Raw genomic sequence first — 11,640 nt, forward strand, 5'->3', positions numbered from 1 at the left:
CATGTGGTGGCCAGGCACGGTGATTGGTGTAGGTGCCGGCTTTGCTGTCGCGAGCATACCGGGTGCCTTGCTCGGTGCGCTGCTTGGGCAGGCCATGGACCGCCGGCTGCGATTGCAAGGCTGGGACGATATGCGCGAACGCCTGGGCGGGCGCTCGGCCTTGCGCGACGACGAGTTGCTGTTCGTGATGCTCGGGCGCCTGGCCAAGTGCGATGGTCGGGTGGGTGAGCTGCATATCCAGCAGGCGCGTCAGGAAATGGTGCGCCTGGACCTGGCCGAGGCAGCCCGGCTGCGCGCTATCAATGCGTTCAACCGCGGCAAGGCAGGCAAGGACCGGCTGGGCGGGCACCTGCGGCGTATCCGCCAGCAGCCGCATGCCGCGGAAGGCACCTTGCGTGCCTGTTGGCGCATGGTTTGGGCCGACGGCAAGATGGGCAACAAGGAGCGTGAGTTGTTGCTGGACTGGGGGCAGAAGCTGGGCATGAGCAGGCGCCAGGTGCAGGCCATGTCGCTGGAGTACGAGCCGCGCAAGGCGACGGCAGCCGAAGGCGTCCCCATGACCTATGCGGCAGCGTTGCGCTTGCTGGCGGTGGAGGCGGATACCGATAGTGACAAGGTCAAGCAGGCGTATCGTCGGCTTGTCAGTCGGCATCACCCGGACAAACTGGCGGGTACCGGTGCCAGCGACGCGCAGGTGCGTGAAGCGACCGAGCGTACCCGTGAGTTGCATCAGGCGTATGCCATGATCCGCAAGCGGCGGGGGCTGTAAAAACGGGGCCGCTTTGCCGCCCATCGCGACACAAGGCCGCTCCCACACTTGTGCGGCCTCGCGCCGCGAAAGGGGGGCGAAGCACCCCCGTCGATTTCAGCTCAACCCTGCGGGCTCATCCATCCTCGCACGCGGCGGAACAACTGCTCTTGCTCCGCAGCCTTGTTGCCCGGCATGGCAATCAGCGACAACTGCCGGTACTGGCTGTCTTTCTGCCGTTTGCTGGCCTGCAGGCGCTGCTCGGCTGCATTGCGGTCCTGGCTGCGGGTAACGTAGTAGATATCGGCAGTCGGCACCTTCAAGGTTGGCGCCAGGCTCTCCAGGTCATGCTCCACGCGAGCCGGTGTCTGTGCGGCGACCATCACCAGTTTCTGTACCTGCGGCGGTTGCTTCTCGCTCAGGTAGCGGGCCGCCCAGTACGCGCCGCTGCCATGGCCGATCAGCACGATGCTGCGTGCGTTGTGCTGCTGGGCAAACGCCACTGCGGCGTCCAGGCGGGCGAAAATGCGCTCGGCGTCGGCTGGGTCGGCCTGTTCGCTGGCCTGTTCGGCGTCAGTGTTTTGCGCCGCGTCGGCATCGGCCGCGGTGGCTTGGGCGATATTGGCATTGGCGTCGGCGGGTACATCCTTGGCCGGCGCACTTTCGCCCTTGGCTTTTTCTGGCTCGGCAGCGGGTTTGGCTTCGACCCTCGCCTGGGGGCTGTCGGCGAGCAGATCTGGCAGGCTGACGCTCAGGCTGTGCCAGCCGACATCAGGGAATTTTTGCCGCAGCGGGCCAACTGCATTGGGCCAGTCGGCCGTTTCGCCAGCACCGGGAACAATGATCACCGCCCCTTGCGGGTCGCTGTCGTTGGCCGGCTTCCACAGGGCCAGGAAGCTGTCGGCGCCCGCCTGCAGGGTCTGCTGTTCGGCCTTGGGCACCAGCCTTTCGAGCGCCTGGGCATCCTCCTGGCTGCGCTCCAGCAAGGGCGGGCGTGGGGACTCGGCAGCAGGCGTCGCGGTAGTCGCGGGTGGTTTTTCGGCGTCGGCGGCCAAGGCACCGAGTGGAAGGAGCGAAGCCAGGCAGCACACTGCCAGCCCCGTGCGATAAAGTGTGGACATGCGTCAACCCAAGGCCAGAATGATACCGGCAGCCTAATAGTATTTGCCCGTGACGGCCATGCTGCATGGCCGCCTTTGCCAAGACGAGCGTGTAGATGAAGCGAGTGCGTCGCCTGTTGGTTATCGGCTGTTTGTGGCTGCCCTTGATTGCATTGGCCAGGCCCGAGGCGCCGCCCGCCGTGGTATTGGAACCCGCTCAGCAGCAGTGGCTGGATACCCATCGCAGCCTGCGGGTGGGCCTGGTGCTGCAGGTGCCGTACGCCCAGTTCGACCGGCGCTTGCAGCAACTGTACGGGGCCAACGTAGAGCTGGTGAGCAGCCTGGCGCAGGCGCTGCGGCTGGACCTCACCTGGCGCAACTTCAGCGACCAGGCCAGCCTGGAGCATGCCCTGCAGAGCGGCGAAATCGACTTCGCCCCTGGGCTTACGCAGACGCCGGCCAGCCTGCGCCTGTGGTTGTTCAGCGACCCATACATGCGTGTGCCGCAACTGGTGGTGGGGCCGCGCACCGGGGCCATGGCCGTGGAGCTGGAAAAACTCGAAGCCGAACAGCGGGTGGCCGTGCGCATGCCCAGCCAGCTGGCGGACTACCTGCGCGCCAACTACAGCAACCTCAACCTGCAGGGGGTGCCCAACGAGCGTGAGGCCCTGCAACTGGTGGTAGGCGGCCAGGCCGCCTTTGCGGTGCTGGATGAAGCGCAGCTCAGCCGTCTGTCACGCGAAAGCGAGTTCAGTGAGCTGGCAGTGGTCGGCGATATCGGCCTGCCGCAATTGCTGCGCATTGGTTCCCGGCGCGACTGGCCACTGTTGGCCGATGTATTGGAGCGTGGCTTGCAAGCGCTGCCAGCCAAGGAGCTGGAACAACTGCACCAGCGTTGGTTACAGCCCAAATACCCACGGCTGAGTGAATCGCCGGGCTTCTGGCAGAACCTGGCCTTGTTGTTCGGCATGCTGCTGCTGTGCGCGTTGGCCACATTGCTATGGCAACGCCGGCAGCAGCGCCAGCTGGAGCGCAGCCTGTTGGCCACGCGAGAAAGCCTTGTGGAACGGCAGGTGCGCGAAGAGGCGTTGCGCTTGAGCCAGTTCGCCATCGACCAGAGTACGGTGGGTATCCTTTGGGTCAATTGGGACAGCCACGTGCGCTACGCCAACCACGCTGCCGAGCGCATGCTGGGTTATGCCGAGGGCGAGCTGCTGGAGCGGCCGCTGAGTACCTTCGAACCAAGCCTGAACATGGACCGCTGGTTGGAGCTGTGGAAGGGCGCGCGTACGGGGGCAGGGGGTACCGGCCAGTTCGAGGCGCAGTGCCGGCGGGCCGATCACAGCGTGCTGCCGGTGGAGCTGTCGCTGAGTTTTCTGCGCTTTCGTGATTCCGAATATCTGGTGGTCTATCTCGCCGACGTCACCGAGCGCCACCGCGCCCTGGCGGCCTTGCGCGAGAGCGAGGCACGGCTCAAGGGCATTGCCGGTAACGTGCCGGGGCTGGTGTTTCGTCTGGAGCGCGACCCGGCCGAGGGCGACCTGGAGTTCCCCTATATCAGTGAGGGCAGCGAGGCCCTGGTGGGCTATGCGCCCAGCGAGATTCAGCACCCGCAGATGGGCCTGCGCAACCTGGTGCACCCCGAGGACCGCGCCGATTACCATCGGGTACAGGACCTGGCCCTGGCCAGCGACCAGGACTGGTCCTGGCAGGGGCGCATCCTCACTCGCCAGGGTGAACAGCGCTGGGCCGACATCAAGGCCAGTACTCGGCGCCTGGGCAACGGCCAGGTGGTGTGGGACGGTGTGGTGTGGGACATCACCCAAGGCAAGCGGGCAGAGTTGGCCCTGGCGAAATCTCAAGAGCAGCTGCGCGAACTGTCGGCCCACCTGGAGAGCGTGCGTGAAGAAGAAAAGGCCCGTATCGCCCGGGAAGTGCACGACGAACTGGGGCAGATGCTGACCGTGCTCAAGCTGGAAGTGTCGATGTGCGAGCTGGCATTCGCCGAGCTGGACCCAGGTCTTAACGAACGCCTGAGCAGCATGAAGCGCCTGATCGCGCAGCTGTTCCAGCTGGTGCGCGATGTGGCCACCGCTTTGCGCCCGCCGATTCTCGATGCCGGCATTGCCTCGGCCATCGAATGGCAGGCGCGGCGCTTCGAGGCGCGCACGCAAATCCCCTGTCTGGTGCAAGTACCGGATAATCTGCCAGCATTGAGCGATGCCAAGGCCACTGGATTGTTTCGTATCCTGCAGGAGGCGCTGACCAACGTGATGCGTCACGCCCAGGCGCACAGCGTGGAGATCGAGCTGGTACGCCAGGACGGTCAGTTGCGCATGACGGTCAGTGACGACGGCCAGGGCTTTTGCCGCGACCAGCCCCGGCCCACCTCGTTTGGCCTGGTGGGTGTGCGCGAGCGCGTGCTGATGTTGGGTGGCAGCATGGCGCTGGACAGTCAACCGGGCGAGGGCACCAGCCTGAGCGTGGCCATTCCGTTGGAGTAGGAGAGCGAGCGTGATTCGAGTGCTGGTGGCCGAAGACCACACCATTGTCCGTGAAGGTATCAAGCAGTTGATCGGCCTGGCCAAGGACATGCAGGTGGCGGGGGAGGCCGGTAACGGCGAGCAGTTGCTCGAAACCCTGCGGCACACGCCGTGCGAGGTGGTGTTGCTGGATATCTCGATGCCGGGGGTGAATGGGCTGGAAGCGATCCCGCGGATCCGTGCGTTGCACGACGCTCCGGCAATCCTGATGCTGTCGATGCACGACGAGGCACAGATGGCGGCGCGGGCGTTGAAGGCTGGCGCGGCGGGTTATGCCACCAAGGACAGCGACCCGGCGCTGTTGCTGACCGCGATTCGCCGGGTGGCGGGTGGCGGGCGTTATATCGACCCGTCGCTGGCCGACCGTATGGTGTTCGAAGTGGGCCTGACCGAGTCTCGGCCATTGCACACGCTGCTGTCGGAGCGGGAGTTCTCGGTGTTCGAGCGCCTGGCTCAGGGCGCCAACGTCAACGACATTGCCCAGCAACTGGCGCTGTCGAGCAAGACCATCAGCACCCACAAAGCGCGCTTGATGCAAAAACTGAAGGTGAACTCGCTGGCGGAGCTGGTGAAGTACGCCATGGAGCACAAGCTGGTCTGATTGCGACAATGAGTGGTTTCGCGGTCCTTGTGAGAGCGGCCTTGTGTCGCGAAAGGGCCGCATAGCGGCCCCTTTGTTTCAGCGCTTTCGCTTGAATTGTGGGGGGGCTTCGTAGCCCTTTCGCGGCACAAGGCCGCTCCGGCAAGGACTGCGGCAGTGTCCTGAAAGCGTCATCTTTGTAGGGCAATCCCTACAGCGAATCTTCCATCCGGATGATGGCATTCTCTCAGCACCCCCGATTTTCGGGCGCTTGCGCCTCTTCTACTCTTTTGCCTACGCAGTCATCCAACAAGAAGGTGCAGGCATGAGCGAGGCGAAGTCGAACGCTGCAACCAGCGAAACGCTGGTCAGCTTCCGTGGTGTGCAGAAGAGCTACGACGGCGAGTCGCTGATCGTCAAAGACCTCAACCTGGATATCCGCAAGGGCGAGTTCCTTACCCTGCTTGGCCCGTCCGGCTCCGGTAAAACCACCAGCCTGATGATGCTGGCCGGTTTTGAAACCCCCACCGCCGGTGAAATCCAGCTGGCCGGGCGCTCGATCAACAACGTGCCGCCGCACAAGCGCGATATCGGCATGGTGTTCCAGAACTACGCGCTGTTCCCGCATATGACCGTGGCCGAGAACCTGGCCTTTCCGCTGACCGTGCGCAATCTGAGCAAGACCGACATCAGCGAGCGGGTCAAGCGCGTGCTGAACATGGTCCAGCTCGATGCCTTCGCCAAGCGCTACCCCGGCCAGCTGTCCGGCGGCCAGCAGCAGCGAGTGGCGCTGGCCCGGGCGCTGGTGTTCGAGCCGCAGTTGGTGCTGATGGACGAGCCGCTCGGTGCGCTGGACAAGCAGCTGCGTGAACACATGCAGATGGAGATCAAGCATATTCACCAGCGCCTGGGTGTGACCGTGGTGTACGTGACCCACGACCAAGGCGAAGCGCTGACCATGTCCGACCGCGTGGCGGTGTTCCACCAGGGCGAAATCCAGCAGATTGCCGACCCGCGCACGCTGTATGAAGAGCCCTGCAATACCTTCGTCGCCAACTTCATCGGCGAAAACAACCGCATCAACGGCACCCTGCTGGCCAGCGATGGCAAACGCTGCCAGGTGCAGTTGCCGCGCGGTGAACGGGTCGAGGCGCTGGCGGTGAACGTCGGCCAGGCCGGCGAGCCGGTAACCCTGTCGATTCGCCCGGAGCGTGTGCGCCTGAACGGCCACAGCGAAAGCTGCGTCAACCGCTTCTCTGGACGGGTGGCCGAGTTCATTTACCTGGGCGACCACGTGCGGGTGCGCCTGGAAGTTTGCGGCAAGGGCGACTTCTTCGTGAAACAGCCGATTGCCGAGCTCGACCCGGCATTGGCCGTGGGCGATGTGGTACCGCTGGGCTGGGAGGTGGAGCACGCCCGCGCGCTCGATCCGATTGCCGAAGCCCATTGATGGATTGCTTCACCAACCCTGTACTGTGGAGAGAATAATAATGCGCAAGCAGTTGAAACTGACCGCCCTGGCCCTGGGGCTGTTCGCCGCTGGCCAGGCCATGGCCGCAGACCTCACCGTGATCTCGTTCGGGGGCGCCAACAAGGCTGCCCAGGTCAAAGCGTTCTACGAGCCATGGGAAAAGGCGGGTAATGGCAAGATCGTCGCAGGCGAGTACAACGGCGAAATGGCCAAGGTCAAGGCGATGGTCGACACCAAGAGCGTGTCGTGGAACCTGGTAGAGGTCGAGTCGCCGGAGTTGGCGCGCGGTTGCGATGAGGGCATGTTCGAAGAACTCGACCCGGCACTGTTCGGCGATGACGCCGACTATGTACCTGGGGCCATCCAGCCTTGCGGCGTAGGCTTCTTCGTATGGTCCACGGTCATGGCCTACAACGCCGACAAGCTCAAGACCGCCCCCACCAGCTGGGCCGACTTCTGGGACACCAAGCAGTTCCCGGGCAAGCGTGGCCTGCGCAAGGGCGCCAAGTACACGATGGAATTCGCACTGATGGCCGATGGCGTTGCGCCCAAGGACGTCTACAAAGTGCTGGCCACCAAGGAAGGCCAGGACCGCGCCTTCAAGAAGCTCGATGAACTCAAGCCCAACATCCAGTGGTGGGAAGCTGGCGCGCAGCCACCGCAGTTCCTGGCCTCCGGTGACGTGGTCATGAGTTCTGCCTACAACGGCCGTATTGCCGCTGTGCAGAAGGAAAGCAACCTCAAAGTGGTGTGGAACGGCGGTATCTACGACTTTGATGCCTGGGCGATTCCTAAAGGTGCCAAGAACGCCGAAGAAGCCAAGAAATTCATTGCCTATAGCGTCAAACCCGAGCAGCAGAAGATCTACTCCGAGAACATCGCCTACGGCCCGGCCAACGCCAAGGCCGTGAGCTTGCTGTCGGAAGACGTGAAGAAGGACATGCCGACCACGCCTGAAAACATCGCCAACCAGGTGCAGATCGATGTGGCCTTCTGGGCTGACAACAGCGAGCAGCTGGAGCAACGCTTCAACGCCTGGGCGGCGAAGAAGTAAGGCGCATCAAAGGGGCGCTGGCCGCTGGGTCCGCGCTCCCCGTTTCCCTGTTTCGCGGAGTTCGCCATGGCCATTGCAGTGCCCCTAAAAGAAGGCGCAGGTCCAAGTCTCAAGCAGCGCCTCAAACACGCCGAGCGGGTCAACCGCTGGAAGGCGCAGGCGTTGATCGCGCCGTTGGCGCTGTTTCTTCTGCTGGTGTTCCTGGTGCCGATCGCGGCGCTGCTGTACAAGAGCGTCGGCAACCCGGAAGTGGTCGGTGGCTTGCCACGCACGGTAGACATCATCACCCAGTGGGACGGCAAGAGCCTGCCGGGCGAGGATGTGTACAAGGCACTGAGCCAGGACCTGGCCGAATCGCGCAAGAACCAGACCCTTGGCGACCTTTCCAAGCGCTTGAACATGGAGCTGGCTGGCTACCGCAGCTTGTTGACCAAGACAGCCCGGGCACTGCCATTCAAGGCTGAGCCTGCCTCTTACAAAGACGCTTTGCAGGCCGTTGACGAGCGTTGGGGCGACCCGGCCTACTGGCAGGCCATACGCCGCAATACCAGTTCGGTGACTTCTTTTTACCTGCTGGCCTCTGTCGACCACCGTATCGACGACCTTGGCGAACTGGCCAAGGCCACCCCGGACCAGGCCATTTACCTGGATATCTTCGCCCGCACCCTGTGGATGGGTGTGGTGATTACCGCCATCTGCCTTGTGCTGGCCTATCCGTTGGCCTACCTGTTGGCCAACCTGCCGACCCGCCAGAGCAACCTGCTGATGATCTTGGTACTGCTGCCGTTCTGGACCTCGATCCTGGTGCGGGTGGCGGCGTGGATCGTGCTGCTGCAGTCGGGCGGCCTGATCAACAGTGCGCTGATGGCCATGGGCATCATCGACCAGCCGCTGGAACTGGTGTTCAACCGCACCGGTGTGTACATCTCCATGGTGCACATTCTGCTGCCGTTCATGATTCTGCCGCTGTACAGCGTGATGAAGGGCATTTCGCCCAGCTATATGCGCGCGGCGATCTCGCTGGGGTGCCACCCGTTCGCCAGCTTCTGGCGGGTGTACTTCCCGCAGACCTATGCCGGCGTTGGCGCGGGGTGCCTGCTGGTGTTCATCCTGGCCATCGGCTACTACATCACCCCGGCGCTGCTCGGCAGCCCGAACGACCAGATGGTCAGCTACTTCGTCGCTTTCTATACCAACACCAGCATCAACTGGGGCATGGCCACCGCGCTGGGCGGGCTGCTGCTGCTGGCGACTGTGCTGTTGTACTTGATCTATAGCTGGCTGGTCGGCGCCAGCCGCCTGCGCCTGAGCTGAGGAGCCTGTCATGCTGAGCCCATACATGTCGCCCGTGGAACGGGTCTGGTTCTATAGCCTGCGCATTCTTTGTGGCTTGATCCTGCTGTTCCTGATCTTGCCGGTGCTGGTGATCGTGCCGCTGTCGTTCAACAGTGGCAGCTTCCTGGTGTACCCGCTGCAGGGCTTCTCGCTGCAGTGGTATCAGGACTTCTTCGGCTCGGCCGAGTGGATGCGGGCGTTGAAGAACAGCATCATCGTCGCCCCGGCGGCCACGGTGCTGGCCATGGTGTTCGGCACCCTGGCGGCCATCGGGCTGACCCGTGGCGACTTCCCCGGCAAGTCGCTGGTGATGGCGCTGGTGATATCGCCAATGGTGGTCCCGGTGGTGATCATCGGGGTCGCCAGTTACCTGTTCTTCGCCCCACTGGGCATGGGCAACAGTTTTACCTCGCTGATTCTGGTGCATGCGGTGCTGGGTGTGCCGTTCGTCATCATTACCGTGTCGGCAACCTTGCAGGGCTTCAACTACAACCTGGTGCGCGCGGCGGCCAGCCTGGGTGCCTCGCCGCTGCTGACCTTCCGCCGAGTGACCCTGCCACTGATTGCACCCGGTGTTATCTCGGGCGCGCTGTTCGCCTTTGCCACTTCGTTTGACGAAGTGGTGGTAACACTGTTTCTGGCCGGGCCGGAGCAGGCGACCCTGCCGCGGCAGATGTTCAGCGGTATCCGCGAAAACCTCAGCCCGACCATTGCTGCGGCGGCAACCTTGCTGATTGCTTTCTCGGTGGTGTTGCTGCTGACCCTGGAGTGGCTGCGTGGGCGCAGCGAGAAGCTGAGGACCCAACAGCCGGCCTGATGAGGAGGTGCCTGTACCGGCCTCTTCGCGGCGTTAGCCACGAAGAGGCCGGTACAGGTTGAAACAGCTGGTCGACATGGATTGATACCAATCAGCCTCTATCCGTTTCCCTGAGTTACAATGCGCGCCACCGTGATTCTGCCAACAGGTGCGCCATGCAGCCCTACGCTATTGCCCCCTCCATTCTCTCCGCCGATTTTGCCCGCCTGGGTGAGGACGTCGACAAGGTATTGGCTGCGGGTGCAGACATCGTTCACTTCGATGTCATGGACAACCACTATGTCCCCAACCTGACCATTGGTCCGATGGTTTGCACCGCCCTGCGCAAGTACGGCGTCACCGCGCCGATCGACGTGCACCTGATGGTCAGCCCCGTCGACCGTATCATCGGCGACTTCATCGAAGCCGGCGCAACCTACATCACCTTCCACCCGGAAGCCACGCAGCACATCGACCGTTCGCTGCAACTGATCAAGGACGGTGGCTGCAAGGCTGGCCTGGTGTTCAACCCGGCCACCAGCCTGGACGCCCTGAAGTATGTGATGGACAAGATCGACATGGTGTTGCTGATGAGCGTCAACCCAGGCTTTGGCGGGCAAAAGTTCATCCCCGGCACCCTCGACAAACTGCGCGAAGCGCGTGCGCTGATCGACGCCAGTGGCCGTGATATCCGCCTGGAAATCGACGGCGGCGTGAACGTCAACAACATCCGCGAGATCGCTGCCGCTGGCGCTGACACCTTCGTGGCTGGCTCGGCGATCTTCAACGCCCCGGACTACCAGGAAGTCATCGCCAAGATGCGCGCCGAACTGGCCCTGGCCCGCCCATGAGTGGCTTCGAGCAGCTGTTCCCGGGGACGCTGCCGAGGCTGGTGATGTTCGATCTGGACGGTACCCTGATCGACTCCGTGCCAGACCTGGCCGCCGCCGTGGACCGTATGCTGCTCGAACTGGGGCGCCCGCCTGCAGGCCTTGAGGCCGTGCGCCACTGGGTTGGCAATGGTGCCCAGGTGCTGGTGCGTCGGGCGTTGGCCGGAGGCATCGACCACACCACAGTGGACGACGCCCTGGCCGAGCAGGCGCTGGCGCTGTTCATGGACGCCTATGCCGAAAGCCATGAGCTGACGGTGGTCTACCCCGGCGTGCGGGACACCCTGCGCTGGCTGCGCAAGCAGGGTGTGGAGATGGCGCTGATTACCAACAAGCCTGAGCGCTTCGTTGGCCCGCTGCTGGACCAGATGAAGATCGGCAACTACTTCCGCTGGATCATCGGCGGTGACACCCTGCCGCAGAAGAAGCCCGACCCGGCGGCGCTGCTGTTCGTCATGCAGATGGCCGGTGTTACTCCGCAGCAGTCGCTGTTTGTCGGCGATTCGCGCAGTGACGTGCTGGCCGCCAAGGCAGCTGGTGTGCAATGCGTGGGCCTGACCTACGGCTACAACCATGGCCGGCCGATCAACGACGAATCCCCCAACCTGGTGATCGACGATCTGCGCGCTTTGCTGCCTGGTTGCGCAGACCCGGCCACTGGGATAACGTTGGCGGACCTTCAAGCCTCACAAGACAGAGAGCCCACCGTGGTGGTTACCGGCAAATTCTGGATGAAAGTCATCAAGGCCCTGGCCCGTTGGCGTTGGCGCGCCTGACTTTTGCCTGCCGGCGCGTGCCGGCCCGTCCGTTTGCCTGACCTACTGCTGCTTGCCACGAGGCTACTCATGAACCGCGAAGAATTCCTGCGCCTGGCCGCTGCCGGCTACAACCGCATTCCTTTGGCCTGCGAAACCCTGGCCGACTTCGACACGCCGCTGTCGATCTACCTGAAACTGGCTGACCAACCCAACTCGTACCTGCTCGAATCGGTGCAGGGCGGCGAGAAGTGGGGCCGTTACTCGATGATCGGCTTGCCGTCGCGCACGGTGATGCGTGTGCATGGCTACCACGTCAGCATCCTGCAGGATGGCGTGGAAGTGGAAAGCCACGATGTCGAAGACCC

Annotated in this window: 10 protein-coding genes and 1 pseudogene; 10 read left to right on the forward strand and 1 reads right to left on the reverse strand. The window is 63.4% G+C overall.

The window, feature by feature from the left end; genetic code table 11:
* Position 1: 1 nt before the first annotated feature.
* The gene (locus APH42_RS21905) at positions 2–769 is read left to right on the forward strand and encodes a TerB family tellurite resistance protein (RefSeq protein WP_012270205.1); all 768 of its coding nucleotides are present in this window, start codon (positions 2–4) and stop codon (positions 767–769) included.
* A 101-nt stretch (positions 770–870) separates the two neighbouring features.
* On the opposite strand, the gene APH42_RS21910 is transcribed toward APH42_RS21905, so the two are convergent.
* Positions 871–1,869 (reverse strand): alpha/beta hydrolase family protein, encoded by a 999-nt coding sequence (locus APH42_RS21910; RefSeq protein ID WP_060494199.1) that lies wholly within the window; start codon positions 1,867–1,869, stop codon positions 871–873.
* Between the two features lie 95 nt (positions 1,870–1,964).
* On the opposite strand from APH42_RS21910, the gene APH42_RS21915 reads away from it, so the two are divergent.
* From APH42_RS21915 to APH42_RS21955, 9 genes and pseudogenes are all read left to right on the forward strand, one after another.
* Positions 1,965–4,352 carry a PAS domain S-box protein gene (locus tag APH42_RS21915; protein ID WP_060494200.1) on the forward strand — a complete coding sequence of 796 codons (2,388 nt, stop codon included), beginning with the start codon at positions 1,965–1,967 and terminating at the stop codon, positions 4,350–4,352.
* A gap of 10 nt (positions 4,353–4,362) precedes the next feature.
* Positions 4,363–4,992 (forward strand): response regulator transcription factor, encoded by a 630-nt coding sequence (locus APH42_RS21920; RefSeq protein ID WP_003255549.1) that lies wholly within the window; start codon positions 4,363–4,365, stop codon positions 4,990–4,992.
* Positions 4,993–5,296: 304 nt separating this feature from the next.
* Complete coding sequence (locus APH42_RS21925; RefSeq protein WP_012270208.1) at positions 5,297–6,421, forward strand: ABC transporter ATP-binding protein; 1,125 nt, start codon at positions 5,297–5,299, stop codon at positions 6,419–6,421.
* 40 nt (positions 6,422–6,461) lie between these two features.
* Positions 6,462–7,496: an ABC transporter substrate-binding protein gene (locus APH42_RS21930; protein ID WP_012270209.1), complete on the forward strand. Its 1,035-nt coding sequence runs from the start codon at positions 6,462–6,464 to the stop codon at positions 7,494–7,496.
* 66 nt (positions 7,497–7,562) lie between these two features.
* Entirely contained in the window at positions 7,563–8,810 is a 1,248-nt protein-coding gene (locus tag APH42_RS21935; protein ID WP_012270210.1) for an ABC transporter permease, read from the forward strand.
* Between the two features lie 10 nt (positions 8,811–8,820).
* Positions 8,821–9,648 carry an ABC transporter permease gene (locus APH42_RS21940; RefSeq protein WP_003260880.1) on the forward strand — a complete coding sequence of 276 codons (828 nt, stop codon included), beginning with the start codon at positions 8,821–8,823 and terminating at the stop codon, positions 9,646–9,648.
* A gap of 155 nt (positions 9,649–9,803) precedes the next feature.
* Entirely contained in the window at positions 9,804–10,478 is a 675-nt protein-coding gene (gene rpe, locus APH42_RS21945; protein ID WP_003255539.1) for a ribulose-phosphate 3-epimerase, read from the forward strand.
* Positions 10,475–11,293: a phosphoglycolate phosphatase gene (locus APH42_RS21950; protein WP_060494201.1), complete on the forward strand. Its 819-nt coding sequence runs from the start codon at positions 10,475–10,477 to the stop codon at positions 11,291–11,293. The genes rpe and APH42_RS21950 overlap by 4 nt, the downstream gene beginning before the upstream one ends.
* Before the next feature lie 69 nt (positions 11,294–11,362).
* A pseudogene (locus APH42_RS21955) lies at positions 11,363–11,640 on the forward strand (anthranilate synthase component I); the annotation flags it as partial.

The organism is Pseudomonas sp. NBRC 111140, assembly GCF_001320885.1.
GTDB lineage: Bacteria > Pseudomonadota > Gammaproteobacteria > Pseudomonadales > Pseudomonadaceae > Aquipseudomonas > Aquipseudomonas putida_P.